Source organism: Microbacterium sp. AZCO, assembly GCF_039614715.1.
Classification (GTDB): Bacteria; Actinomycetota; Actinomycetes; order Actinomycetales; family Microbacteriaceae; genus Microbacterium.
Genome location: NZ_CP154857.1, coordinates 857,928 through 883,703 on the forward strand (window position 1 = coordinate 857,928; position 25,776 = coordinate 883,703).

A 25,776-nucleotide genomic window follows, 5' to 3' on the forward strand; every position below is an offset into this window, starting at 1 on the left:
GGCCACGAGATGACGACAGCGCGGACCCACCCGAGAATGCCCGGACTTCGCCCGTGGTCGATGGTCGTGGGCCTCGGGCTCGTGAGTCTCACGATCGACATGGTCGCGGATGGCTCGGCCTCCGTGAGCGGGGCGCTCCTGCAGCAGCTGGGCGCGTCGGCGGTGCTCGTGGGCCTCGTGTCGGGTGGGGCCGAGGCGCTCGCCCTGCTCCTGCGGCTCGTCACCGGTCCGTGGGCCGACCGCACCGGCGCCTATTGGGCCTTCACGATCGTCGGCTACGCGCTGACGGCGGTCTCGGTGCCGCTCCTCGCCGTCACGCCCTTCATCGGGGCGGCGGGTCTCGCCGTCGCGAGCACGCTGCTGCTCGTCGAGCGGACGGGCAAGGCGATCCGCGCTCCCGCCAAGACCGTCCTGCTCGCGGATGCGGCCGGGGCCGTGGGGCGCGGCAAGGGCTTCGGCGTGCACAAGCTGCTCGACCAGATCGGCGCGTTCGGCGGTCCGCTCATCGTCGCCGGCGTGGCGGCGCTCACCGGCGCGCTGTGGCCGGCGTTCCTCGTGCTCATCGTGCCGGGCGTGATCGCCATGATCATCCTGTTCTGGCTGCGCGCGAAGGTGCCCGACCCGAGTCTGTACGCCGAGCTTCCCGCTCCCACGCCGGTGAGGGGGAGGGATGCTGCGCCCCCCGCCGCCGACACGGGCGACGCCGTCGAGCCGGGCATGCCCGATCTCCCTGCGGAGCCGGATGGTCGTCCCCCGGCCGCACCGGACACGATCTCGCCCGCCGCGTTCCGCACGTTCATGCTGTTCTCGCTCTTCGCGGGGCTGACCACGTTCGGGCTTCTGAGCTACGGCGTCATCGCCTTCCACCTCGCCGACGCGGCTCTCGTGCCCACGAGCGCCGTGCCGCTCGTGTACGCGCTCGGCATGGCGACGGCTGCGCTCGCCGCCGTCGCGACGGGGTGGGCGTACGACCGGTGGGGTCCGGCAGTGCTCTTCGTCGTGCCCGTGCTGACGGTCTTCGTCCCCGGTCTCGTGCTCGGTCCGACGCTCGCGGCGGTGCTCGGCGGCGTCGTCGTGTGGGGTGCGGCATCGGGCGTGCAGGACTCCACGGTCAAGGCGCTCGTCGCCGATCTCGTGCCCGGCCGGCGCCGTGGAGCCGCGTACGGCTGGTTCGCGGTCTTCCAGGGCGTCGGCGCTCTCGCGGGCGCCGTCGTGGCGGGAGCGCTGTACGCGTCGGTCGGCGTGCTCATCGGTCTCGTCGCCGCGCTGCAGGTCGTCGCGATCGTCGTGCTCGTCGTGGTGCTGCGGCGCCGTGCGGCGCGGTCGTCCGAGGACGCGGAGCGCCGGGAGTAGGGTATGCGGCGTGTCACCCTCGCCCCGCGTCACGGTCGTCATTCCGTGCCGTGACGACGCGCAGTTCCTCGAGGCGTGCCTCGCCGCGCTCGCGGTGCAGACGCGCCCCGCCGATCGCGTGGTCGTGGTCGACAACGCCAGCACGGATGCCTCCGCCGAGGTCGGCCGCCGGTACGGCGCCGATGTCATCGAGGAGCCGCTGATCGGGATCTGGCCGGCGGCCGCGCGCGGCTACGACGAAGCTCGGGGGTCGGCCGACATCATCGCGCGACTCGACGCGGACTCGCGCCCGCATCCCGACTGGATCGCTCGTCTCGTCAGGGCTTTCGTCTCGGATCCGGGGCTCGGCGTGCTCACGGGGGGAGCCGAGTTCTACGGCGCGAGCCCGCTCGTGAACTACCTCGGCGAGCACTGGTACATCGGCGGCGGCCACTACTGGATCGGCAAGTTCGTCGGCATCCCGCTCGTCTTCGGCTCCAACTTCGCGATGCGCACGGCGGTGTGGAATCGCCTGCGTGATCGGGTCGATCGCACGAACGCAAGAATCCACGACGACCTCGACTTGACGATTCGGCTGCGTGCGTCGGATGGCGTGCGGTACGACGCCGATCTGCGCATGCCGGTCTCGGCGCGTCCGCTCACGAGGCAGCGCAGCCTGTGGCGTCGAGTGTGGCGCGTGGTCCCGACGTTCGCGGTGAGCTGGCCCGAGGGCGCCCGGTGGAAGAGGGGAGTGGATGCCGCTCCCACTGCCGCCGAGACGTGGTCACCCGTCGACGACGACCTCACCCCCGAGTTCGGCGCCTGACCCCCCGGGTCGACCCCAACCTTCCGGCACCCGCCCCGGTCCCCGAGCTCGTCGAGCGGTCGACCTCAAACCTCCCCGGCAGCCGGGCCGGTCCCCGAGCCTGTCGAGGTGTGGTCCCCGAGCTTGTCGAGGGGTCGACCCCAAGCCCCCAAGCCCTCGGTCCCCTTGACACCCGTCCCGCACCCGAGAACCATGTGCCCCAAGCGGCCGGCGACAGGGGTGTCGCCGCTGCGCGATGGCCGGGACTGGGGTGCTCGGCATCGCTGGGGAGTCGTCATGCTCGGCAATCGCTCACGTTCGCTCGTCGTCGCCGCTTCGGCGGTCGCGGTCCTCGTCGTCGGTCTCGCGACACCGGCGTTCGCCGACGACCCGCCTCCGCTCGTCTGGTCGACGGTGAGCACGACCTCGGTCGACGGCCTGTCGATCGAGTGGCAGACGGCATCCTCCACCAGTTCGCCGTTCGGCGGGCAGGAGATGCTCGATCCGATGCCGGTCTTCCGCCCGGTGATCGTGAATGCGTCGCCCCAGTCCAGGTTCGTCGGCTTCGGCACGGACTTCACGACCCAGGGTTCGGTCGGTGAGCTCTGGACCTCGTCGGCGTGGGGCTCCTTCACCGCCGACATCGAGGCATCCGGTCTCTATGAATCGTTCTGGGCGGAGATCCCCGCGGGCGGCACCCTCGACGACGCCGAGCAGCAGAGCCGGTTCTGGACCGGCGGCATGCCGTCGTGGTCGGGTCACACGATCACCGTGTTCGAGCTCGACGCCGCACCGCTGGACGGAGCCGTGCCGGCTGCCACGCCCCTCGCGTCCGTCTCGACGCCCGGGCGCTTCGTCCCCACCGACCTCGTGAACGGCAACACCACGAATCTCTCGGCCGTGCTCGGGCAGCGCGCGACCGTGAGCAGCGGGTCCGCCGGGGCGCCCGAGCTCTTCGCCGGTGTCACCGCGACGGTCGAGGCATCCCATCTCACTCCCGGTGACTCCCTCGAGCTGTGGATCGCCGAGGGGCTCAACTACGCGCTCTTCCAGGTGCTGGGCGGGGGGCTTCCGGTGGGCGCCATCAAGGTCGGCGAGGGGACGGTGGCCGCCGACGGCACGCTCGCGGCGACCTTCACGCTGCCCGCGAACCTGTCCATCGGCGACTACCAGCTCGTCGCCGGTGTGCGTGCGGAGCGCTACTGGCCAGCCGGCTCGTACGACGACTTCCACGTGACGATTCCCGCCTCGACAGCCGCTGCGGCGACGCCGGCCGGAGCATCCACCGTTCCTGTGACCGTCGGTCCGACGACCGTGACGCTCGGTTTCCCCGCCGGCACGGGAGCGGGGACGACGTCGGTGACGGTGAGTCCGACCGGGCCTGTGAACAGCGGTTTCGAGTTCGTCGGCGACGACGTGCTGTACTACCACATCAGCTCGACGGCGACCCTGGGCGGGCCCGTCACCGTGTGCGTGAACTATGCGCCGGTGAGCGGATCAGGCTTCCCACCGCGGCTCTACCACTTCGACACGAGCCAGAGCCGGTGGTTCGACATCACGACGACGCAGAGCGCCACGCAGGTGTGCGGGCTGACGCCGAGCTTCTCGCCGTTCGCGCTCGGGTATCCGCCGCGGTTCGACTTCTCGGGATTCTTCGCGCCCGTGTCGATGGATGCCGAGAACATCGCGAAGCCGGGTCAGGCCGTTCCCGTGAAGTTCTCGCTCGGAGGCGATCAGGGCCTCAGGGTCGTGACGTCGGCCCGGTTCGTGCTCGAGGGTGCGGCGACGACGCTCGTCGGCGAGCCGCTCGACACGACCGCCGCGGGCGGCAGCGGGCTGAGCTACGACGCCCGCACGGGCCAGTACACGTACGTCTGGAAGACGAACAAGGCGTGGTCGCTGAAGTCCGGCCGCTTCGAGCTGACCCTCTCCGACGGCACGACCCACTCCTTCAGCGTGACCTTCAAGAAGTAGCCCCCCTTCACTCCCCGCGCTCGTCGAGGGGTCGCCCCGCACCTTCCTGGCGCCCGCCCCGGTCCCCGAGCTTGTCGAGGGGTCGACCCCGCACCTTCCCGGCAGCCGCCCCCGGCATCCCTCACCCGATCCTGATGACGATGTTCCCGAGCGTCTCGTGCCCGAACTCGCCGAACGCCTGGCCGATGTCGTCGAAGGCGCGCTCGCGATCGATGATGACGCGCAGGTCGCCCGAGCCGGCGAGGCTCGCGAGCGTGCTGAGCGCCTCCGCGCTCGGATACCCCGCGATCGGCACGAATGTCACGCGCTCGGCATCCCCGAACATCTCGGGGGAGTAAAGGATCGGCGAGATGAACAGCCCGCCGTTCTTGACGAGCGACGAGAACGTGGATGCGTCGCCGCTCAGGTGCACGGCGACGTCGACGCCGTCAGGGGCGATCTCGCGGATCGCCGTCGTCAGGTCGGAGTAATCCACCGCGTGCGTCGCGCCGAGTTCGATGACGAGTTCGCGTCCGAGTGTCGTGCGTCCCGTGGCGATGACCGTCGCACCGGCCGCGGCCGCGAGCTGGATGAGCAGGGTCCCGACGCCGCCCGTCGCGCCCACGATGAGCATCGTCTTGCCCTCGGGCTCGTCGATCGCGCTGAGGATGGCGAGCGCCGCTGAGCCGGTGTGGGCGAGCGACGCGGCCTCGGCGTCGGACAGCACGTCGGGCGCGACGATGAGTCCGCCGTCCGCGTAGGCGGTGGTGTACTCGGCGAAGGCGCCCTCGCGCAGGAACGGCTTCGACACGACGCCGAGCACGCGGTCGCCGACTTCGATGCCCGAGACGTCGTCGGCGACGGCATCCACGACTCCCGCGAATTCGCGTCCGAGCACGACCGGATATCGATGCTCGAAGAACCCGCCCATGTACCCCGCCGCGACAGCGAGGTCGAATCCGTTGACCGATGCGGCGACGACTCGAACGCGCACTTCGCCCGGCTCCGGTTCGGGAGGGTCGATGTCGATGTGCGCCGGCTGCTCGCCCTGCCCGGATACTGCGTATGCCTTCATCTCGGTCCCCATCGACCTTCCGCACGCCCGTTCGCGGCCGTTCCGCGTACCCCATCGAACGCGCTCAGCCAACGGATATACCCGGCGCCCGCCCGCCGCAATACGTCTGGCTTCTTGGGGGTCACCGAGCTGGTCGAGGGGTTGTCCCCGCCCCGGTCCCCGAGCTTTTCGGGGGGTCGCCCCCGACCTGGCGTCCGCCGTCCCCGCTAGCCTCGACCCCATGAAGGTGGAGTTCGACGGCGAGATCTTCCGCTGGGAGGTCCGCACCGATTCCTGGTTCTTCACGGCGCTGCCCGTCGACCTGAGCGATCAGATCCGCGAGATCCCTCGTCCCTTCCGCGGCTTCGGCTCCGTGCGCGTCATCGCTCGCGTCGGAGGCTCCACCTGGCGCACGTCGATCTTCCCCGACTCGTCTCACGGCGCCTACGTGCTGCCGCTGAAGAAGGCGGTCCGGGATGCCGAGGGCCTGGTCGACGGAGGTCCGGTGTCGGTCGGGCTTGAGGTGCTCGACGGCTGAGTTGTCCGGTTAGACGCCACACCCCACGATCTTGTAGAGGTAGGCGTCGCCCTTGCGGTCAACGAGCTCGACGTTGGGTGAGGTGGCGAGGTTTTCGAGGCCGGCGTACTTCGTCGCGCCGGGAAGCGTCCCCTGCGTGGAACGGAAATCCAGAACCCACCGCACGTTGAGGTCACGCGCGGCGCGGCATGCGGGGTCACCGGGAGTCGCCGTGGCGAAGCCCTCGAGGAACGCCGTCGTCTCTGCGCCCGGGTCATCGAGCAGGTGAGGCAGCAGCACGCGTCGTCCGGTGAGGGCGTAGGTCACACTCGAGCCGCTCCACGGGTTTCCCGCGATGACGTCGGCTTTCGGAACCAATTTCGCGACCTCGCGTATGATCGCTCGCTCGTCCTCGCTCACCGCGACCATCACCGTGACGGCGCTGTCGGTCGGCTCGAACAGCACGTGTGCGGCGTCGACCACCGAACGCACTGCGGAACCTTGGGTCGCGACGGCCAGGAGGACAATGCCAGCAGCGGCAATGCCCGCGCACGTTCCACCTCGAAGGCCAACCTTACGACGACGCAGCACCGCGCCCGCCCAGACCCAGATGCTCGCTGCGCCCAATGCCGCGAGGGGAAGTGTGGCGAGTGGCGCATACGCCGCGATCCGATCGGCATCCGAGTTCCAAACGCCAGTCAACGCAAGCCGCCAGAGTTCGTCCCCGCCTGCGGCGATCACATACATCGCAAGGGATGTGCCCCACAGCCCGACCCCGGTCCACGCCGCGAGACCGCCACGCCGAACGGCCCGGACGGTTCCGATGAGCGCAAGTACGGCAACGGCTACGGCAACTGGAAGTCCGCCGAGAGACGACGACAACGCTTCACCGATCGCCTGCCCAAGTGTCCCTTTTGCGAGAGCGTCGTGGTCGTTGTCGGGTTGTAAGTACACAAGCGCGGTCACGACAAGGAGCGTGTAGAGGATAGAGCTCATGAGCCAGAGGCGCCGCTTGAGACCTGCGGTCGATCCTTGATACCTGGCGATCGAGACGACGATGAAGACAGGAAGCGAGAGGACGAGCAGCCAGATCGCACTCGACGGATGCGCGACGGTGATACCCGGGAGCGTTGCCGCGAGTGTCAGCCCAGCAGCGCCCCGCCCAATCGGGATGCGCGCCACACCGAAAAGATGAGCGAGTGCTGCCACCGAGGCCGGTAGCAACGCGATCGAAAAGACCAGTGGATAAGTACCCATGATGACGATCTCGAACATGGGGAACGTCGCGAAAGCAGCAGAGAGAACACCGGCCGCGAGCGTCACACTTGCATTTGGCCCGACAAGAGACCGTGAGAGAAGCATCGCGCCAAGCGGCCAGACGACGCAGGAAATGGTCAGCAAAGCTGCGTTGGACGCGACAGGTATCTCGACACCGGCCGTCTGGACCACCAGCGAGACTACGGCGTGCCACCCGCTCGGATAGGCAAATGTCTCCCCTGGTTGCGACGTCATCGAACCGAGCGCGAGGGGGGACGCGTTGGAGGTGTCGAGGATGTAGCGAACGGCATTGAGATGGAAAACGTTGTCGAAGCTCTGTGCGAAATTGTCAGGTGCGCCGACGGCGCGCAGCACTTGCACGGCGAGCAGGGTCGCACCTGAGGTCACGCCGAGCGGAACCACCCAAGTGCGCGTCGCCGTGCCTTGGCGGGGCCGGAGGGCCGGCAACCAGCGGGTCGTGAGCCTAAGTAGTCCACCCGCGAGGATCGCTGCGCCGAGGACCGGCAACGGCGTCCACGCCAGGCTGATCAGCGGCGAGATGATCGCCGAGCCGACAATGGTCGTCACGCCGAGCAGCGGAGCGGATGCCGCGAACCAGAGGCCGCGGAGACGCAGCCCGAAGCTCACGAGCGCCCCCGGAATCCAGAGGACGCCGGCGCACGCCACGCACGCCAGGAACAGGCTTCCCCACATCGCGTTCCTCCCCGAGCGCCATCGCTCCGGGAATGATACGTGAAAGTCCGAACTGGACCCGTGGTCGATACCGGGTCTCATGCCTGACAAGATTCCGTATCGCGGTAGGCCGTTACCTGATCGTGAGTCCTCCCACTTGACGTTTCATGAGAGACCTCTCATGCTTGTCTGCGGGAGGGGATCCACGCCAGGCGTGTATCTCAAAACCCAGCTCTGTAGAGGCTGGGACGCGTAACTGGGGAATTCTTGGGGCCGGCACGTTCCGTTGTCGGATTTTGCTTACTGGGGTGTTTTTTCGAGGACTGGTGTTTTCAGCCGGTCTCTACAGCGCTGTCTTTTGTTTCCACGAACAAGGAGATACGCGCATGCGTGCAACCATTCAGAACCACCTCGAGGCTGCGAAGGCGCGCCGGGAGGAGAACAACGAGAAGGGCTTTTCCCTGATCGAGCTCATCGTGGTCGTCGTGATCCTCGGCATCCTCGCCGCGATCGCCGTCCCTATCTTCCTCGGCATCCAGACGCAGGCGAAGACGAACTCTCTCAAGGCGATCGCCGGCAACGCCGCTTCTGCTGTTGCCGCTGACCTTGGGGGCTCGAGCCCGAAGACAACGGCTGGCGGCAGCGCCGCCATCGATGCAGCAATCTTCAAGGCCGGAGACGCGACCGTGGTCATCAGCAAGCCCGCGTCGGGCGCCGTGACGCTCGACAACTTCTGCGTGACGGCGACCGGGACCTCTGGTAAGAGCCTCGATGGCGGGGCAGCCGCCAGCTCAGGTCCTGGCTGCTGACATCACCTCATCCGGGGTCGCTCCATCGAGCGACCCCGGATATCCATTCCCAACTGTCGGCGGTGATAAGCATGCCTGAATCAGACGAATCCGGCTTCAGCCTCGTTGAGCTCGTCGTCGGCATGGTGCTGCTCGCGCTTCTCGCTGTCTCGATACTTCCTGCGCTATACACCGGAGTCCGTTACTCCGTCCAGCAATCTGCAGTCGCGACAGCCACACGGGCGTTGAACGCAATAGTGGAGGAGGTGCGCGAAACGCCGACATGCGCGAAGTTGGCGGCCGCGGCGGCATCGACCACCTTCACCGACGGACGAGGCCGCCCACTGGTCTCAAATGGCTCGTACTCGACGTGCGCATCGAAGGCCACCGTGACCCTTCGTCTGGCCGCCACCAACAGCAGCGGAGCGGGTCTCGCGTCGGCCGTTGCGATCATCTATATCCCATGAGCATGCGAACAGGGCGCATGGGTGACGAAGGCGTCACTCTGATCGAGCTCATCATCTACTTCCTGCTCTCGAGCATCGTGGTCCTCACGACGGCAGCGATTCTCATCAACTCCTTCACTACAGAGCGCAACGTGACCTCAACGACTCAAGCAACTTCTCGCGGGCAGAGCCTGGGCGCAATCGTCGAGCGCTCGGTCCGCAACGCCGTCGCATACGAGATCGCATCTGATGGCACGTGGATCAAGGTGCGCACAACTCTTGGCGGAACTATGAAGTGCCAGGGGATCTACCTGAACACGAACGAGGCTCGATTCAGCCAGTCCGCCACGGCGCTGCCTGTCAGCCCGACGAGTTGGACCCTCTGGACCCAGGGCATCAAGCAGCAGGGAACGACGCGCTTCTTCGCCGAGTCGGGCGAACGAATCGTGTACACCTTCGACATTTCCACCAACGGAAGCGCCGTCAGGTTCACCGGGGACGCGGAACCGCGGTCGGTGGCGAGCGGCTCGAGCGACGGGTGCTGGTGATGAACAAGCTCCACTCACGCATCACCCGCGACGAATCAGGTGCGGTTCTGGTGACCGTCGTCGTGGTCATGCTGGTCGGCTTCATCATCGCGGCCTCAGTTGCGGCATCCGTCATGTTCGTCGTGAAAGACAACTACTCGAACCGCGGCCGCACCCAAGCCTTCATCGCCGCGGAATCCGGCCGCGACGTCGCCGTCGCCGCTCTCACCGCCGGCTGCTCGGCCACGAGCTTCACCGGCACCGACCCGATCTACTCAACCACCATCTACTCGACCGCCGGCAACCAGCCTTCCTCGTCGAGCGACGCCGGCGTCGCAGTCGGCTGCCCGACCTCCACGAGCCGCTACGTCGTGATCAAGTCGACGGGCACCGGCCCGAACGGAGCGACTGTCACAACCGACTCCGTCTACCCGTGGCAGGTCACCTACTCGCAGCAGCCCGGCGGCGTCGTCACCTACTTCTCCGGCGGATTCACCGCAGGCGTGACCCACTACACGGGCGACCTGGTGCTTCGCGACGGCGACTGGGGCTGCAACGTCTCGGGCATTCTCGACGGCGACCTCTATGTGCTGTCGGGCAACGTGTCATTCAGCAAACAGTGCACGGTCAATGGCGACATCTGGTCGAACGGCAACGTCACCAACAACAGCCAGCAGGTCACCATCACCGGCTCCGTGACGACCAACGGCTTCGCGAGCTTCACCGCGAACGGCGGAACGAAGATCGGCAAGAACATCAGCGCCAAGGGCCAGGTCACCCTGAGCAATCAGGGCAGCGACGTGGGCACCGTCGGCGGCTCCATCTCGAGCCGCAATTCCGTCACCGTCGGGTCGAACTGGACAGTCACGGGCCCGGTCACGCAGAACAGTACGACGGACCCCGTCTTCGATCCGACGCTCGCCTGGCTCAAGGCCGCGACGAAGTGGATCGACCTCGACAACACCGGGTGGGGCACGAAGTACACCGCGACGAACGTGTGCGACCTGATCAAGAACAATCCGAGCCCGACGATCACCAGCCTCCTCGAGGCGGCGGGAACCCGGCTCGTGTTCGACTTCACGTCGTGCTCGCTCGGCAACGGCAATGAGTCGGTCACGATCGCGCTCGGCAACGTCAACCTCGCTCGCGACGCCGTCTTCATCGTGAAGCCGACGACGACGCTGACGGTCAACCTCACCGGCACGATCGCCGGCGGCACCGGGACGAAGCAGCTTCTCTTCATCCACTCCGATTCATCGCGCGCCTACACGAACGGCGAGCCCGTGCCGAACTGCGGCAACGGCAACCAGAACGACACCTTCAACGCGAGCGGCGCCTTCACCGGCGATGTGCGCCTCATGTACTACACGCCCTGCGGCATGACGGGCACGGCCACCTCGACCTTCTCCGGTCAGCTCTACGCCAACGACACCACGCACCTGCACGCCGCCGCATACACCTGCCAGTCGATGTCGTGGAGCCCCGCCTTCGACCAGCTCGGATGCAAGATCAAGGGAGACGGAAGCATCTCCCAGGGGTCGCTCATCCAGCGCCTCGGCGACCTGGTGTACCAGACAGAGAAGTAGACATGTCCGGCCTTTCCATCCTGCTCGTCGTGATCGCAGGAGTCTTCGGACTCGCGATCGGGTCGTTCCTCAACGTCGTCGCGTACCGCGTTCCGGCCGGCATCTCACTCAACCGCGAGAGCCGCTGCCCGGACTGCGGCGAGGCCATCGCTCCCTGGCAGAACGTTCCCGTCGTGTCATGGTTCGCGCTGCGCGGACGCTGCGCGCACTGCGGAGGAGCGATCTCGGCCCGATACCCTGCCGTCGAGGCCGCGACAGCGGCATCCTTCGCCATCATCACGTGGGCGATGCTCGAGGCCGCGGGTCCGTCGGCGACGCCGGGCGCGTTGACGGCGGCGATCATCGCGTACCTCTACTTCGCCGCGATCAGCATGGTGCTGACGCTCATCGACCTCGACACGCACCGCCTGCCGAATGCGATCGTGCTGCCGAGCTACCTCGTCGCGGCTGTGCTGCTGACGCTCGCCTCAGCTCTGGTCGGCGATTGGGGGGCGATCGTCCGGGCCGCGGCCGGCATGGCGATCCTGTACGCCTTCTACTTCGTGCTGCGCCTCGTGCGCCCGGACGGCATGGGCGGCGGAGACGTCAAACTCGCGGGCGTCATCGGCCTGTACCTCGGCTGGATCGGCTGGGGCGCTCTGGCCGTCGGCGCCTTCGCGGCCTTCCTGCTCGGCGGCATCTTCGGCATCGCCCTCATCCTCGCGCGTCGCGCGGGGCGGCGATCGGCCATCCCCTTCGGCCCCTGGATGATCCTCGGGGCGTGGGTCGGCATCTTCACGGGCGAGGCGATCGCCGCGTGGTACACGGGACTTTTGATCGGTAGCTAGGGGAGGCACCGCACATGGGGAGAACAGTCGTCGGGCTGGAGATCACGGAAGAGAGCGTGAGAGCAGCCCAGATCGCGATCGGGCGCACACCGCAGCTGGTGGGGTACGGCGAAGTACCGCTTCCGGCTGACGCCGCGCGCGATTCCGAGATCCAGGATGCCGGAGCCGTCGCCGTGGCCCTCCGTCAGCTGTGGACGGGGGCGGGCTTCAAGGGCAAAGAGGTCATCCTCGGCGTCGCGAGCCGGCGGATCCTCGTGCGCGAGTACACGACTCAGGCGATGAAGCCCGAGCTGCTGAAGGAAGCGCTTCCGTATCAGGTGCAGGATCTGCTGCCGGTGCCCGCAAGCCAGGCGGTGCTGGACTTCTACCCGCTGTCCTACCAGGGCGACCAGGTGAGCGGTCTGCTCGTCGCAGCGATCTCGGAGTCGATCGAGCAGATCATCTCGACGCTCGATCGGGTCAAGCTGCGCGCTCGGGCCGTCGACCTCGCGGCATTCGGGCTCGCGCGCACGTCGGCGCTCGCGCACGGTCGTCAGGGCACCGTCGCCGCCGTGCACATCGGTGACCACACGACCCAGGTGGTCATCTCGACGGGCGGCATCCCGCAGTTCGTCCGGCTGCTTCCGGTCGATATGCCGACCGCCGCCGTGCAGGCCCGCCTCGGGCAGGCGGCGGTTCCCGCCGAGGCGGAGATGCTCGAGCTCGTCCCATCGTCGGCCCCGCGGACGCGCGGCGCTCTGCGGTCATCGACCGGCGGCGATCCTGTCGTGGCTGATCTCGTCGCCCGAGTGCGCAGCACGCTTGCCTTCTACTCGAGCCGCCCGAGCGCGCTTCCCGTCGAAGAGGTGCTGGTCTCCGGCGCGGGGGCGAACGTGCCCGGCGTCATCCCGGCGCTGACGGCGGGCATCGACACGCCGGTGCGGGTCGTGTCGGTGGCGGAGGTCGTCGCGGTCAAGGCCGGCGGGATCAGCCCCGATCTCGCGCTCAATCTCGTGAGCACCGTCGGTGTGGCGCTCGGGGAGGTGCGCTGATGGCCAAGTCGATGGTTCCCGCGCTGGCGGGGATGCCGCGCATCAACCTGATGCCGAAGTCGGAGCTCATCCGACGCGAGCGCGACTCGACGATCCGCGGGTGGGTGTGGGGCGCGCTGGCGGCGATCGTGGTGACGCTTCTGATCATCGCCGGCGCATTCGCATTCAAGTGGGTATCGGATCAGCGGCTCGTCGCCGAGCAGGCGCGCACCAACGAGCTGCTCGTGCAGCTCTCGGCGCTGTCCGAGGTGAGCAGCTCGCTCGCGACCCAGCAGGAGCTGGAGTCCTTCCGCTCCGACGCGATGGTGTCGGACTTCGCCTGGGCTCCCGTGATGGCGAAGGTCGACGGCATCCTGCCCGCCGACGTCGTGTTCACGGGATTCTCGGTGAAGACCGGGGGAGCGCCGTCGGGCGCGGAGCCGACGGCCGAACCGGGCCTCGTCGGCACTCTGACTCTCGACAGCCCGACTCCGATCGACATCGTGAGCACCGTGCGATCGCTTCGTCAGGTCGACGGCGTGCTCGCGGCGGACGGCCAGGCGGTCACGTCGAGCAACGTGATCGAGGGGCACTACGCGTACGAGATCACGGTGGCGTTCGACCAGACCATCTACTCCGGCCAGTTCGCACCCGAGGGAGGCAAGTGATGCCCAAGCAGCTCATCACCATCATCGGCCTCGTCGTCACGCTCGGAATCGTGGCGCTCGGCACCGCCGCCGTCGCCGCGCCCATGGTCGCGCAGGCGTTCGCCGTCGACGCGCAGACAGCGTCGGTCGCGGCGACCAATGCGACCTACGAGACGCAGCTCGCGACACTTCAAGAGCAGCAGAAGCACCAGGACGAGATCGAGGCATCCGTCGCCGATCTGCAGAAGCAGATCCCGGGTGCCGACCAGTTCGACGACGTCTTCGAGGTCGTGGCGAACGCAGCCTCGGCCTCCGGCGTCACGATCGTGAGCGTCACGGCGGGTGAGACGGTGGCGTTCGCGCCCCGGACGGCAGCCGATGCGACCAGCGATGCGCAGGGCGCTGCGCCTGCACCCGCACCGACGCCGTCGCCGAGCGCCACGGATGCCGCGACCATCGACGCCACGGCGACCGATGCAGCGGCTGCCGACGGAACGACTGCGCCCGCCGCGCCGGCGGCAGGCCGACAGCAGGTCGACTTCGCCATCAGCGTCACGGCTGCCTCGATGGACCAGGTCACCGCCTTCCTCGACGCGCTCCGCGGCGGACCCCGCCTGCTCAGCAACATCGAGACCAGCGCGACGACCTCGGGCGAAGACGCCATCGACGTGCAGGTGAAAGCCCTGGCCTACACGGACGCGGAGGGCTGAGACATGGCCGACCAGACATTCCAGGCACTCCTTTCGCGCGGTGCGAGGCACAAGGCATCCGACCTTCACATCACGGCAGGGATGCTGCCGCTCATGCGCGTGGACGGCGACCTGGTGCCCATGCCGGGCTTTCCCGACCCGCTGTCGTACGAGTGGGTCGAGAAGGCCGCCTTCGACCTCATGACCGAGGGACAGCGCCGCGAGTTCATGGAGAAGGGCGAGGTCGACCTCGCTCACGCGTCCGAGGAGATCGGGCGGTTCCGCGTCAACGTGTTCCGCCAGCTCGGTGCCATCGCGATCGCGCTCCGGTACATCCCCGACCGCGTCTACTCGCTCGAGGAGCTCGGCGCGCCGGCGATCGCGCGCGATCTCGCGCTCCTTCCCCGAGGGCTGGTGCTCCTGACGGGCCCGACCGGCTCGGGCAAGTCGACGACGCTCACCGCGATGGTCGACATCATCAACGAGCTCGTACCGGCGCACATCATCACGATCGAGGATCCGATCGAGTTCCACCACGAGAGCAAGCGGGCTCTCGTGCATCAGCGCGAGGTCGGCACCGACACGGATTCCTTCTCCGAGGCACTGCGTCGCGTGCTCCGCCAGGACCCCGACGTGATCCTCATCGGCGAGCTCCGTGACCCCGAGTCGATCCGCACGGCGCTGTCCGCGGCAGAGACCGGCCACCTCGTGCTCTCGACTCTGCACACGCAGGGCGCGGCGAAGAGCGTGAACCGCATCATCGACGTGTTCCCGGCCGATCAGCAGGCGCAGATCCGCACCCAGCTCGGCGACACGCTGCAGGGCATCATCAGCCAGACGCTCATGCCGCTCGCGCAGACGAACGGCCGCACGATCGCCACCGAAGTGCTCATCAACACCCCCGCGGTCGCGAACATGATCCGCGAGGGTCAGGTCGCGCAGATCTACTCCGCCATGCAGGCGGGCGCCTCGGTCGGCATGCACACCCTCGACCAGGACCTGCGTCGTCTCGTGGAGGAGGGGGTCGTCGCGCACAACGTCGCGAAGTCGTTCGCCGTCGATCCGCGTTCGCTGGACGGCGTTTTCGTCCGTCCGCGCGACCTCGACGCCGAGGCGTGGTCGGCGCATGCGGGGGAGTGGCACCAGCCGCTCGTCGGCGCTCCGGTCGGCGCGCCCGTCGGCGCTCCCGTGGGCGGCGAGGTCGGAGCCGCGTTCGGCACGGGCATCGGCATGGGGTCGCGCTTCGGCGCTCCGCAGCCCCGGCAGGAGGGCTGAGCCGTGGCGGTTCTGCAGGAATTCGTCTACCGCGCCGTCGATCCCCGCAGCGGCAGCGTTGTCAAGGGATCGATCGAGGCGCAGACCGAGGCCGCCGTCACGGGCAAACTCAAGGCGCAGGGCCTCACGCCCCTCGATGTCGCTCTCAAGTCGAACACGGGGCTCAACCGCGAGATCCGCATCGGCTCGGGGTCGAAGCATGTGTCTGCCAAAGCGCTCGCCGTGTTCGCCAGGCAGATGGCGGGGCTGCTCACGGCCGGACTTCCGCTCATGCGGACCCTCGCCGTGCTCATCGACCAGACCGACGACAAGAGCCTCAAGCCTGCCCTCATCGCGGTGCAGGCCGATGTCGAGGGCGGCTCGTCGTTCTCGGCGGCGCTGGCCCGGCATCCGCAGACCTTCCCGCCGCTGCTGCTCAGCATCGTGCGTGTCGGTGAGAGCGGTGGATTCCTCGCTCGCGCCCTCAGCTCGATCGCGGACAACTACAAGCGCGAAGCCGAGCTGCAGAACAAGATCCGCGCGGCGATCACCTACCCGCTGATCGTGCTGTCGATCGCGATCATCGGCGTGCTGGTCATGGTGACCTTCGTCGTGCCGATCTTCGAACAGATGTTCCAAGGCATCGGCGGCGAGCTGCCCCTGCCGACGCAGATCCTGGTGACGATCTCCAAGAACATGGTGTGGATCCTGCCGCTCCTGGTGATCGTCGTCGCGATCATCTGGATCTGGTGGGTGCGCAATCGGCACACCGAGCAGGTACGGCGTGTCGTCGACCCGCTCAAGCTCAAGCTGCCGATCTTCGGCAAGGTCGCGACGAAGATCGCCGTCGCCCGCTTCGCGCGCAACCTCTCGATGATGCTCGACGCAGGTGTGCCGATCATCCAGGCGCTCTCCATCGTCGGCCAGGCATCGAACAACTGGAAGATCGAGGGCGCTGTCCGGGACATCCAGGAATCGATCCGGCAGGGCCGCTCGTTCGCGGGACCGCTCGCGAAAGCCGAGGTCTTCCCGGCGATGGTGGCGCAGATGGTCGCTGTGGGCGAGGAGTCGGGCACTCTCGTCGAGATGCTGGCGAGCATCGCGGACTTCTACGAGGACGAGGTCGAGACGGCTACGTCGCAGCTGTCGGCGACCATCGAGCCGCTGCTCATCGTCATCATCGGCATCGTCATCGGCGGAATGGTCATCTCGCTCTACCTGCCGATCTTCACGCTCTACGGAGAGCTCGCGAAGCAGTAGCCGAACTTCTGGGGGATGAGGCGGTGGCATCGTGGGGATGCCACCGCCTCGCGGTTTTGGCCTTGTGACTATCGAAGCTTTGTTCTATACTGGATGCATGAGGTGGGACCTGGTCGACGACGACGTGGACGACTTCGTCCCCGATGTGCCCGACGCGCTGGATCAGGTCGTCGAGGTCGCCGACATGATGTCGATCCTCGCGGCGCAGCAGCTCGTGCATGTCGATTCCGTGCGTGAGGATGCCTTCGCTGAGGCCGCCCGACATGGGCGGCAGCTGAACGACGTGCTCGAACGGTCCGTGCGGCTCGAACTCGCAACGGCTCTCGGCGTCACCGAGTACGCGGCGCAGGAGCTGATGAGGCTTTCCGATGCGCTCGTGCACCGCTATCCCCAGGCGCTCGAATCGTTGGGGCGAGCTCGGATGACACAGCGTCACGCGAGCATCCTGGCTGACGCGATGGATGGGCTCGAACCCGACGTGAGGGCGGAGGTGCTGCCTCAAGTAATTGAGCTGGCTGAGACGGAGGCCGTGGGCTCGTTCCGTCGCAGGCTGCGAAAGCTCATCGACGAGGCGCGCTTCGTGACTGTCGCCGAGCGACACGAGGCTGCGGTGGCGAAGCGTCGGGAGTTCGTCGAGCCTGCCGAGGACGGCATGGCCTTCTGGGGCGTGTACGCGCCGGCCGTCGAAGTTCACGCGGGGCACCAGCGACTCACCGCCATGGCGAAGGTCATCGCGGCTGATCCCGACGAGACGCGCACGCTCGACCAGATCCGCGCGGACGTCTTCTGCGACCTGATGCTCGAGGGGCGCACCGATCTTCACCCTGAGCAGGCGCAGGGCATCCGCGCCTCCGTCAACGTGACGGTGCCGGTGCTGGCTCTGCTCGAGGACGACACCTCCTCCTACGCCGGCGAAGCGCCGGTCGTGGAGGGAGTGGGGCCCATTCCGGTCGAACGAGCCCGCGAGCTGTGCGGATCGGCTCCGAGTCTCATGCGCATCCTGACCGAACCCGAGACGGGCATGGTCCTCTCGGTGGGGCGGGATCAATATCCGGTTCCGCCGGGATTGCGAAGGCTCGTCAAGTGGCGTGCCGACAGATGCATGGCTCCCGGATGCAGCATCCCGGCCTCACGATGCGAGATCGATCATTCACTCGCCTGGGAGCACGGTGGTCACACTTCGCTCGGCAACCTCTGCCCGCTCTGCAAGGGGCATCACACCGTGAAGCACCACGGCGGTTGGACGGTGCGCCAGATCGACGGAAGCGGCGGCGCTCTCGAATGGATCTCGCCGGCGGGCCGACGCTACGTCGTGCAGCCTGAGCGTCGCGTGCCGGTCTTCACCGTCGCGACGTCCGCCGAGGGCCAGCCCCCGTTCTGACCCCGTCCCGAGGGTTGGTCACGCCCCGGTCGCCGAGCTGCCATCTCGGGTGGCCGACGTGCCACCTCAGGTCGCCGAGCTTGTCGAGGCGTCGAGTCTGAGCCGTCCGCGCCGTCGGCGTCGCTCATCGCAGCCCGCGATCTCCCGGGTCGCGAGTCGAGCTCAGAGCGAGACCCGCAGCACCTCTTCGATCGTCGTCAAGCCGAGCGCGACCTTCGACCAGCCGTCCTCGCGCAGCGACACCATGCCCTGCTCGAGCGCCACCTGCCGGATCTCCGTCCCCGTCGCGCGCGTCACGACGAGCTGCTCGAGCTCCTCGGTCAGCGACATGACCTCGTGCAGCGCGACGCGTCCGCGGTAGCCGGTGTTCGAGCATGAGTTGCACCCGACAGCCTCGTACAGCTGCGGCACGTCGGCGGGGTCGTGCGGGAATCCCAGCGACGTCAGCACGTCGCTCGTCTCGGTCATGGGCTCCCGGCAGCGCATGCAGAGTCGCCGGGCGAGGCGCTGCGCGACCACGGCACTGAGCGCCGTCGCAACCAGGAACGGCTCGCACCCGATCTCCGTCAGACGCGTGAGCGCGGAGGGAGCGTCGTTGGTGTGCAGCGTCGAGAGCACGAGGTGTCCCGTGAGCGCCGCCTCGATCGAGATGTTCGCGGTCTCGAAGTCGCGGATCTCACCGACCAGCACGACGTCGGGGTCGGATCGCAGGATCGACCGCAGCGCCGACTGGAACGTCAGCCCCGCCCGCTGGTTCACCTGCACCTGGTTGATGCCGGGAATCCGGTACTCCACCGGGTCTTCCACCGTGATGACGTTGATCCGCGGGTTCGCCACCGCCCGCAGCGCGGTGTACAGCGTCGTCGACTTCCCCGAGCCGGTCGGTCCGGTGGCGAGGATCATGCCGTGCGGCCGGGTGATGGCATCCCGGAACCGCGACTCGTTCACGCCCGAGAACAGGAGGTCGCGCATCGTCATGACCTGACCCGTGTTGTCGAGGATGCGCATGACGATCTTCTCGCCCCACACCGTCGGCAGCGTCGCGACGCGAAGGTCGACGGGCCGGCCCTCGTGGTTGATCGACAGGCGACCGTCCTGCGGCCGGCGCTTCTCGGCGATGTCGATCGACGACATGATCTTGAGGCGCGAGATGATCCCGTCCTGGATGGCGCGATCGGCCTTCTGCATCTCGTGCAGCACGCCGTCGATGCGGAACCGCACCGTCAGCTGGAACTCGCCCGGCTCGACGTGGATGTCGCTCGCACGGTCGTTGATGGCCTGGGCGATCAGCAGGTTGACGAAGCGCACCACCGGAGCGTCGGCATCCTGATCCTCGATCGACTCGGTGAAGATCTGCGCCTGCGCCTCGGAGTTCTCCTCGATCGCCATCGAGAGCTCGCTGAGCTCTTCGTCGGATCGCAGGAACCTCTCGAACATCTGAAGCAGCGCATCGCGGGCGACGACGACGGGCTCCACGAAGAGGTCGGTCACGCTCGCGACGTCATCGAGCGCGAGGATGTCGGTCGGATCGAGCACGCCCACAGTGAGCCGGTCGCCGCGGCGATCGAGGGGGATGAGCTGGTATTTGCGGCACAGGTTGCCCGGCACGAGCGCCACCACGTTCGGATCGAGCGGCAGATTCGCCAGCTCGATGTAGCGATGCCCCGTGTTGAGCGCGACGGCCTCGGCGATCTGCGCCTCGGTCGCCAGGTGCGCGTTCACCAGATGCTGCGTCAATTCCGGCCCGTCGCCGACCTCGGCCAGCGCGGCGGACATCTCCGCGGCGCGAACGGCCCCCGTCAGGACGAGCGTCTGCGCGAGTCCCCTCATCGGTTCTCCCCAATCCCCGCGGGGGTTCCCAAGCCCCCTGAAAAGCATATGCGAGGAGGGAATGAAAGGTACGCGGTCGTGCCGTCGATCCTCTGGCGTCTGGGGTCTCGGCCGCAGCGACTGCCCAATCGAGGTTAGAGATGAAGGCGGGTGATTTCTGCCCCTAACATGGCCTCCAGGCGCGAGTGATCGGTGATCGAAGCGACGACGACGACCACGCCGACGACGAGCGCCACTGTCGCTGAAATCCATTCGGCGACGAGTAGCACGGTGGGCACAGCCTGCACGGTCGCGAGAAACCAGAGACTTCCCCATACGAGCCCGATCGTCACGATGGCGAGGATGGAGAAGGCGTAGTAATTCGCCAAGCCTTTCATCGCCTTGCGACCGCCGAGCTGTCGCCATGAGTCGAACTCACTGACGGCGGTGCCAGCGTGGACCCGTGTCGCGTGCATCTCGTAGAAGTCCCTGTACGCGCTGAGTAGCAGATGTTCGTGAAGCATGCGCAACGCGACAGCCCACAGCAAGATGCAGATGATAGGGATGAAGGCAAGAATCTCGTAACGAGAGTATGAAACGGCAACGCCCGCGAAAGCGGCGACTGCAGTCAACCCGATGGCGATCAATTCGAACACCTTTGACTGGAGAGCTCGGGCCTGAGTGTCGTACTGCACAAAGCGCTGATGCCAGAACTCGTCGTCGCCCACAGGACGAACTTACCGTGGCGTCGCTCATCGGCTCGGCCCCAGCCTGTCAAGGCGGCGTGAACCCACCGCGCGGCCGGATAGCCTGGCGCCATGGCCGAGACCGCGGCAGCACCCCGTCGACACAACCTCATCGAACGCGTCACCGCCTGGGCACTGACGCTGAAGCCCACGCGCGTGTGGTTCCACTACGTCGAGCGGCGAGGCTTCATGCTCGCCGACAGCATCACCTACCGCACCCTCTTCTCGGTGTTCGCGGGCGTGCTGCTCGGGTTCTCGTTCGCGGCCCTGTGGCTGGGCGACAACCCGCAGGCCTGGCAGGCCCTGATCGACGCGGTGGATGCCGCGATCCCGGGCCTCGTCGGAACGGGACCCGACGCCCTCATCGACGTCTCGCAGATCCAGGCCCCCGCCGGCCTCACGATCGCCGGCATCATCGCGCTCGTCGGGCTCTTCGGGGCCGCGATCGGCGCGATCGGCTCGTTGCGCGCGGCCCTGCGCACCCTCGCCGACGAACTCCACGACGACGTCTTCTGGATCTGGGTGATCGTCCGCAACCTCCTCCTCGCCCTCGCGATCGGCGGGGCGTTCGTCGTCACCGCCGCCGCGACGATGCTGGGCACCGCGTTCATCAACACCGTCACGAGCTGGCTGGGCGCGGGTTCCGGCGTGCTCGGCGACGTCAGCGTCGCGACGATGTCGATCGTCGTCGTCTTCCTCCTCGACGCGGGCATCGTCGCCCTCGCCTTCGTCTCGCTCAGCGGCGTCAAGGCGCGGCCGCGCACGCTGTGGGTCGGCGCCCTGCTCGGCGGCGTCGGGCTCACGGTGCTGCAGCAGCTCTCGAGCCTGTTCGTCCGCGGCGCCGGCGCCAACCCGCTGCTCGCCACGTTCGCGTCGCTCATCGCGATGCTGCTGTGGTTCAACCTCTCCGCGCAGGTGATCCTCATCGCGTCGACCTGGATCATCGTGGGCGTCGCCGACGACAGGGACCGCGTCCGCTCCAAGTACGGCGCCACCACCTTCGCCATGCGCCGCGTGCGGCGCGCCGAGAACTCCGTGCAGCTCGCGACGATCGAACTCGAGAAGGCGCGCGCCGACGAGGAGCGCGAACGGGAGGGCGCACATGCCTGAGACGGTTCCGGCCTATACGGCCGCACAGGTCCGCGACGCCGAGCGACCCCTCCTCTACGACGGACAGCCCCTCATGGACCGCGCCGCCGCGGCCCTCGCGCAGATCGTCCAGGCGCTCGTCGACGAGATCATCGACGAGCGTCCCGAAGAGCAGCCGCGCATCCTCGTGCTCGCGGGCAGCGGCGACAACGGCGGCGACGCCCTCCTCGCGGCGGCCGCCCTGCAGCGCGCCGACGTCGAGGTGCTCACGACCGGCACGCGGGTGCACGAGCACGGGCTCGCGACGGCCCTCGCCCAGGTCGCCGAGCTCGTCGAGCTCGCCGACCTCCGCGACGCCGGCACGGTCTGCGACCTCGTGCTCGACGGCATCCTGGGCATCGGCACAGCCGCCGATCCGGCCCTGCGCGGCACCGCCCGCGACGCCGTCTCGCTCCTTCTTCCGGCGGTTCGGGATGCCGCGACCCGCGTCGTCGCCGTCGACCTGCCGAGCGGGCTCCAGCCCGACGACGGCAGCACGGCCGACGACACGGTTCTGCCCGCGACCGTCACGGTGACCTTCGGAGCCGTCAAGGTCGGACTCACGGTCGGCCGCGGCCCCGAGCTGTCGGGAGAGCTCGTGCTCGTCGACCTCGGGCTGGGTGACGGGCTCGCGGACGTGCCGGCGGCGGGGGAGGCATCCATCTCCCGCGTCGTCGAGGGCTGACCCGACATCGACCCGGCCTAGCGGCGGTAGCGCTCCACGAAGGTGCGCAGGATGCGGACGGGGTGCGACACGGGCGCGCGCCGCACGGCGTCGAGGGTGAGCTGCAGCTCGTCCGACGCGAAGTAGCCGTGGTCGGCGTACGCGTGGATGCGCGTCGTGATGCCGTCGACGTCGAGCTCGGGGTGGAACGGCGTCGCATAGACGTTCTGCCCGACCCGGAACATCTGCACGGGCGACGTCGGCGACGACGCGAGCAGAACGGCGGTCGGCGGCAGCTCGCTGATGGCCTCCTTGTGCCCGACGAACGCCTCGAACGTGGGCGGCATCCCCGACAGCAGCGGGTCGGTGAGCCCCGCATCCGTCAGCGACACGGGCACAACGCTGATGGGCTCGGGATACCGGCGGTCGATCGTCGCGCCGAGGAACGTGCCCACGGTGCCGATGCCGTAGCAGGCGCCGAGGAAGGGGAAGTCGGCCGCGACCACCCGGTCGAGCAGCACCGCGAACTCCGCCTCGACCCGATGCTGCACGGCGGACTTCTTCTCCGGCGGATCCGACGCGTTGAACGGTCCGCCGCCCACGAAGATGCCGGACAGCTCGTCGAGATCGAGCTCGGGCATGGGGCCCGCCTCGAGCCGCACGCGCACCAGATCGCGCTCGTCGAGCCCCGTGTAGCGGAGGAAGAGGGCGTACTCCTCGTCGGCCGGCAGGTCCTCGGCCCGGGTCGCGAGCAGCACGAACGGTTTCACACCATCGAAGATAGAGGGGCCGCGGGAGACGGGTGTCAATGTTTCCCGCCTGCAAACTCTGCACAACGAGTGGCGCTCAGAATCGGCATCCCTCAGGAGAGATGGGTAGCGTGTCACCGTGCCCGCAGACAACACCGAGACTCGCACCGTTCATCCGCTCGGCGCGACGCATCCCCTCGCCCTCGCGCCCGTCACCTCGCCGACCGTGAGCGTCGACGGCTTCGTGCGCCAGTTCCTGCTCAATCTGAACTTCGACATCGGCGTGCCGCTGTCGAGGTCGAGCACCAACGACCAGTACCTCGCGCTGGCCGTCACGGTGCGCGACTACCTCATGGCGCGGTGGCTCGACGATCAGGCGCGCCAGAGGGAGCTGCAGGCGAAGGGCGTCTGCTACCTCTCCGCCGAATACCTCCTCGGGCGTCAGCTCGACAACAACCTGCTCGCCTCGCGCCTCACCGACATCGCGACCGACGCCCTGCAGCAGTGCGGCATCGACATCGACACGCTGCGTGAGCTCGAGGTCGAGCCGGGACTCGGCAACGGCGGTCTCGGACGTCTCGCGGCCTGCTTCGTGGACTCGCTCGCGACGATCGGCGTGCCGAGCATCGGCTACGGCATCCGCTACGAATACGGCATCTTCCGGCAGACGTTCGTCGACGGCCAGCAGGTCGAGCAGCCGGATGCCTGGCTCACGCTCGGCTCGCCGTGGGAGTTCCCGCACCCCGAGGCGGCGCAGCTCATCTCGTTCGGCGGCCACACCGAGACGTACGACGACGAGGGCGTCGAGCGGACGCGCTGGGTGCCCGCGTGGAACGTGCAGGCCGTGCCCTACAACTACATGGTCCCGGGCTACCACAACGGCCGCGTCAACACGCTCCGACTCTGGAGCGCCGTCGCGACCGACGCCTTCGACCTGCGCATCTTCAACTCGGGCGACTACGAAGAGGCCGTCCGCGCGCAGACCTACGCCGAGAACATCTCCAAGGTGCTCTACCCCGAGGACTCGACGCCGCAGGGTAAGGAGCTGCGCCTGCAGCAGCAGTACTTCTTCGTCGCGGCATCCATCGCCGACTTCCTGAGCAACGTGCTGCTGCCGGGCTTCGACGTCGAGAAGCTGCCCGAGCGCGTCATCTTCCAGCTCAACGACACGCACCCGGTCATCGCGGTGCCGGAGCTCATGCGCGTCCTGGTCGACGAGCGGAAGCTGGAATGGGATGCCGCGTGGGAGATCACGCAGCAGTGCTTCGCGTACACGTGCCACACCCTGCTGCCCGAGGCTCTCGAGGTGTGGTCGGTCGACCTCCTCGGCCGCCTCCTGCCCCGCCACCTCGAGATCATCTACCGCATCAACGACGAGTTCCTCGAGAAGGTGCGCGAGCGCTTCGGCGACGACGAGCTGCGCATCCGCGCCATGTCGATCATCGGCGAGCACCCGTTCCGCTCGGTGCGCATGGCGTACCTCGCGACGGTCGCGGGCGCGAAGGTCAACGGCGTCGCCGAGCTGCACTCACAGCTGCTGCGCGACAAGGTGCTGCCCGACTTCGACGAGTTCTACCCGGGCAAGTTCACCAACGTCACGAACGGCGTCACGCCGCGCCGGTTCATCCGGCTCGCCAACCCCGGCCTCGCCGACCTCATCACCGAGGCGCTGGGCGCCGGCTGGACCGTCGACCTCGAGCGCCTCCGCGGCCTCGAGGCGTTCGCCGCCGATCCCGAGTTCCGCGAGCGCTTCGCCGCCGTCAAGGCGGCCAACAAGCTGCGCCTCGCCGACGTGCTCCACGAGCGCGACGGCCTCGCCCTCGGCGACGGCCACATGATCGACGTCATGGTCAAGCGCCTCCACGAGTACAAGCGCCAGATGCTCAAGGTGCTGCACATCGTCACGGAGTACGACAAGGTCGTGTCGGGCCGGGTCGCGGCATCCGATATCACGCCCCGCACCTTCATCTTCGGAGCCAAGGCCGCCCCGGGCTACGCCATGGCGAAGCGGATCATCCACCTCATCAACGCCGTCGGCGAGGTCGTCAACGACGACCCCCGCGTCGAGGGCCGCCTCAAGGTGCTGTTCCCGCCGAACTACAACGTCACGCTCGCCGAGCGCGTCATCCCCGCCGCCGACCTGTCCGAGCAGATCTCGCTCGCCGGCAAGGAGGCGTCGGGAACGGGCAACATGAAGTTCGCGCTCAACGGCGCGCTCACGATCGGCACCGACGACGGCGCGAACGTCGAGATCCGCGAGCTCGTCGGCGACGACAACTTCTTCCTGTTCGGGATGTCGGAGCCCGAGGTCGAGGCGCTGTGGGCGAAGGGCTACCACCCGACCGAGTTCTACCAGGGCGACGACGACCTCCGCAGCGCGATGGACCTCATCGCGTCGGGCGCGTTCTCGGGCGGCGACCGCACGGTCTTCGAGCCGATCGTGTCGAACCTCCTGTACGACGACCGCTTCATGGTCCTCGCCGACTACTCCTCGTACATCGAGGCGCAGGCGAAGGTCGACGTGGCCTACGCGGATCAGGATGCCTGGACGCGGTCCGCGATCCTCAACGTCGCCCGGTCGGGCTTCTTCTCCTCCGACCGCTCGATCAAGGACTACATCGACCGCATCTGGCACACGCCGCCCACGCTCTGAG

At 67.9% G+C, this 25,776-nt stretch carries 23 protein-coding genes; 18 read left to right on the forward strand and 5 right to left on the reverse strand.

The window, feature by feature from the left end; all coding sequences use genetic code 11:
- The first annotated feature begins 36 nt into the window (after positions 1-36).
- The 3 genes from AAIB33_RS03980 (at position 37) to AAIB33_RS03990 (ending at position 4,111) form a co-directional block, all read left to right on the forward strand.
- Positions 37-1,353, forward strand: a complete 1,317-nt coding sequence (locus tag AAIB33_RS03980) for an MFS transporter (RefSeq protein WP_345802263.1) — start codon at positions 37-39, stop codon at positions 1,351-1,353.
- Between the two features lie 10 nt (positions 1,354-1,363).
- Positions 1,364-2,158 (forward strand): glycosyltransferase, encoded by a 795-nt coding sequence (locus tag AAIB33_RS03985; RefSeq protein ID WP_345802264.1) that lies wholly within the window; start codon positions 1,364-1,366, stop codon positions 2,156-2,158.
- Between the two features lie 276 nt (positions 2,159-2,434).
- Complete coding sequence (locus AAIB33_RS03990; protein ID WP_345802265.1) at positions 2,435-4,111, forward strand: PxKF domain-containing protein; 1,677 nt, start codon at positions 2,435-2,437, stop codon at positions 4,109-4,111.
- Between the two features lie 121 nt (positions 4,112-4,232).
- Here the strand turns inward: AAIB33_RS03990 and AAIB33_RS03995 are convergent, their stop codons facing one another.
- Positions 4,233-5,165, reverse strand: coding sequence for an NADP-dependent oxidoreductase (locus AAIB33_RS03995; RefSeq protein ID WP_345802266.1), 933 nt, complete (start codon positions 5,163-5,165; stop codon positions 4,233-4,235).
- A gap of 220 nt (positions 5,166-5,385) precedes the next feature.
- Here AAIB33_RS03995 and AAIB33_RS04000 point away from each other — a divergent pair, with 220 nt between their 5' ends.
- A complete protein-coding gene (locus AAIB33_RS04000; protein WP_345802267.1) occupies positions 5,386-5,682 on the forward strand; it encodes a DUF1905 domain-containing protein in 297 nt (98 codons plus the stop codon).
- Between the two features lie 9 nt (positions 5,683-5,691).
- Here AAIB33_RS04000 and AAIB33_RS04005 read toward each other — a convergent pair whose 3' ends face one another.
- The gene (locus AAIB33_RS04005; protein WP_345802268.1) at positions 5,692-7,632 is read right to left on the reverse strand and encodes a DUF6541 family protein; all 1,941 of its coding nucleotides are present in this window, start codon (positions 7,630-7,632) and stop codon (positions 5,692-5,694) included.
- A 365-nt stretch (positions 7,633-7,997) separates the two neighbouring features.
- Here AAIB33_RS04005 and AAIB33_RS04010 point away from each other — a divergent pair, with 365 nt between their 5' ends.
- The 11 genes from AAIB33_RS04010 to AAIB33_RS04060 all read left to right on the forward strand — a co-directional run bounded on the left by AAIB33_RS04010 (position 7,998) and on the right by AAIB33_RS04060 (position 18,026).
- Positions 7,998-8,420 carry a prepilin-type N-terminal cleavage/methylation domain-containing protein gene (locus AAIB33_RS04010; protein ID WP_345802269.1) on the forward strand — a complete coding sequence of 141 codons (423 nt, stop codon included), beginning with the start codon at positions 7,998-8,000 and terminating at the stop codon, positions 8,418-8,420.
- Positions 8,421-8,491: 71 nt separating this feature from the next.
- The gene (locus tag AAIB33_RS04015; RefSeq protein ID WP_345802270.1) at positions 8,492-8,866 is read left to right on the forward strand and encodes a type II secretion system protein; all 375 of its coding nucleotides are present in this window, start codon (positions 8,492-8,494) and stop codon (positions 8,864-8,866) included.
- Between the two features lie 17 nt (positions 8,867-8,883).
- On the forward strand, positions 8,884-9,393 hold the full coding sequence (locus AAIB33_RS04020; protein ID WP_345802271.1) for a hypothetical protein: 510 nt from the start codon (positions 8,884-8,886) through the stop codon (positions 9,391-9,393).
- A complete protein-coding gene (locus tag AAIB33_RS04025) occupies positions 9,393-10,958 on the forward strand; it encodes a hypothetical protein (RefSeq protein ID WP_345802272.1) in 1,566 nt (521 codons plus the stop codon). Before AAIB33_RS04020 ends, AAIB33_RS04025 begins: the two co-directional genes overlap by 1 nt.
- A 2-nt stretch (positions 10,959-10,960) precedes the next feature.
- Positions 10,961-11,785: a prepilin peptidase gene (locus tag AAIB33_RS04030; RefSeq protein ID WP_345802273.1), complete on the forward strand. Its 825-nt coding sequence runs from the start codon at positions 10,961-10,963 to the stop codon at positions 11,783-11,785.
- Between the two features lie 14 nt (positions 11,786-11,799).
- Positions 11,800-12,816 carry a pilus assembly protein PilM gene (gene pilM, locus AAIB33_RS04035; protein WP_345802274.1) on the forward strand — a complete coding sequence of 339 codons (1,017 nt, stop codon included), beginning with the start codon at positions 11,800-11,802 and terminating at the stop codon, positions 12,814-12,816.
- Entirely contained in the window at positions 12,816-13,463 is a 648-nt protein-coding gene (locus tag AAIB33_RS04040; protein ID WP_345802275.1) for a hypothetical protein, read from the forward strand. Before pilM ends, AAIB33_RS04040 begins: the two co-directional genes overlap by 1 nt.
- On the forward strand, positions 13,463-14,152 hold the full coding sequence (locus tag AAIB33_RS04045) for a hypothetical protein (protein ID WP_345802276.1): 690 nt from the start codon (positions 13,463-13,465) through the stop codon (positions 14,150-14,152). The genes AAIB33_RS04040 and AAIB33_RS04045 overlap by 1 nt, the downstream gene beginning before the upstream one ends.
- 3 nt (positions 14,153-14,155) lie before the next feature.
- Positions 14,156-15,406 carry a type IV pilus twitching motility protein PilT gene (locus tag AAIB33_RS04050; RefSeq protein WP_345802277.1) on the forward strand — a complete coding sequence of 417 codons (1,251 nt, stop codon included), beginning with the start codon at positions 14,156-14,158 and terminating at the stop codon, positions 15,404-15,406.
- A gap of 3 nt (positions 15,407-15,409) precedes the next feature.
- Entirely contained in the window at positions 15,410-16,645 is a 1,236-nt protein-coding gene (locus AAIB33_RS04055; RefSeq protein WP_345802278.1) for a type II secretion system F family protein, read from the forward strand.
- A gap of 97 nt (positions 16,646-16,742) precedes the next feature.
- Complete coding sequence (locus AAIB33_RS04060) at positions 16,743-18,026, forward strand: DUF222 domain-containing protein (protein WP_345802279.1); 1,284 nt, start codon at positions 16,743-16,745, stop codon at positions 18,024-18,026.
- A 162-nt stretch (positions 18,027-18,188) separates the two neighbouring features.
- Here the strand turns inward: AAIB33_RS04060 and AAIB33_RS04065 are convergent, their stop codons facing one another.
- Entirely contained in the window at positions 18,189-19,856 is a 1,668-nt protein-coding gene (locus AAIB33_RS04065; RefSeq protein WP_345802280.1) for an ATPase, T2SS/T4P/T4SS family, read from the reverse strand.
- Between the two features lie 134 nt (positions 19,857-19,990).
- Positions 19,991-20,563 carry a hypothetical protein gene (locus AAIB33_RS04070; protein WP_345802281.1) on the reverse strand — a complete coding sequence of 191 codons (573 nt, stop codon included), beginning with the start codon at positions 20,561-20,563 and terminating at the stop codon, positions 19,991-19,993.
- A gap of 90 nt (positions 20,564-20,653) precedes the next feature.
- On the opposite strand from AAIB33_RS04070, the gene AAIB33_RS04075 reads away from it, so the two are divergent.
- Positions 20,654-21,691: a YihY/virulence factor BrkB family protein gene (locus AAIB33_RS04075; RefSeq protein WP_345802282.1), complete on the forward strand. Its 1,038-nt coding sequence runs from the start codon at positions 20,654-20,656 to the stop codon at positions 21,689-21,691.
- Positions 21,684-22,394, forward strand: coding sequence for an NAD(P)H-hydrate epimerase (locus AAIB33_RS04080; protein ID WP_345802283.1), 711 nt, complete (start codon positions 21,684-21,686; stop codon positions 22,392-22,394). Before AAIB33_RS04075 ends, AAIB33_RS04080 begins: the two co-directional genes overlap by 8 nt.
- A 17-nt stretch (positions 22,395-22,411) precedes the next feature.
- Here the strand turns inward: AAIB33_RS04080 and AAIB33_RS04085 are convergent, their stop codons facing one another.
- A complete protein-coding gene (locus tag AAIB33_RS04085; protein ID WP_345802284.1) occupies positions 22,412-23,143 on the reverse strand; it encodes a glutamine amidotransferase in 732 nt (243 codons plus the stop codon).
- Between the two features lie 118 nt (positions 23,144-23,261).
- On the opposite strand from AAIB33_RS04085, the gene AAIB33_RS04090 reads away from it, so the two are divergent.
- The gene (locus tag AAIB33_RS04090; protein ID WP_345802285.1) at positions 23,262-25,775 is read left to right on the forward strand and encodes a glycogen/starch/alpha-glucan phosphorylase; all 2,514 of its coding nucleotides are present in this window, start codon (positions 23,262-23,264) and stop codon (positions 25,773-25,775) included.
- Position 25,776 lies beyond the last annotated feature (1 nt).